The sequence below is a fragment of the Marinobacter sp. BW6 genome, from assembly GCF_008107725.1.
Classification (GTDB): Bacteria; Pseudomonadota; Gammaproteobacteria; order Pseudomonadales; family Oleiphilaceae; genus Marinobacter.
In genome coordinates this window covers 1-353 of sequence record NZ_VIRN01000012.1, presented here as the reverse complement: position 1 = coordinate 353, position 353 = coordinate 1, and the positions used below count along the sequence as shown (strand labels likewise).

Annotated in this window: 1 protein-coding gene; it reads right to left on the bottom strand. The window is 50.7% G+C overall.

Features of this window, described 5'->3' with window-relative positions:
* Window positions 1-64: 64 nt before the first annotated feature.
* The coding region (locus tag FMN52_RS00045; RefSeq protein WP_148606703.1) for an HAD-IA family hydrolase at window positions 65-353 on the bottom strand (289 nt) is incomplete at its 5' end.

The following is a 353-nucleotide window of genomic DNA, read 5'->3' as shown; positions in this document are numbered from 1 at the left end:
CGAATATTGCTCCGGTCGAAAGGGTGCATCCTCGATTGATTGAAATTCATGAAGCGCAAACTCCTCAAACTGCGTCATAAACAGCCTCTTGAATGTCCTCAGATCTTCCCACCAGGGCGCCGCGCATTCCAGCGCTGCGCGCACCTTGCAGATCGCCGATGGCGTCATCGCCCACATGCAGGATGTTGTCGGCCGCAACGCCGCACGACTTGATGATTTTGTTGAAAAATGCCTCGTTTGGCTTTGCATATCCAAGCAGGTCGGAATAAATTCCGAACCGAAATACACATCCAAAGGTGCTCTCAAGAAAGTTGTGCATCGTAGTGCCGCTAATAAAACTCGAGTTGCTACCA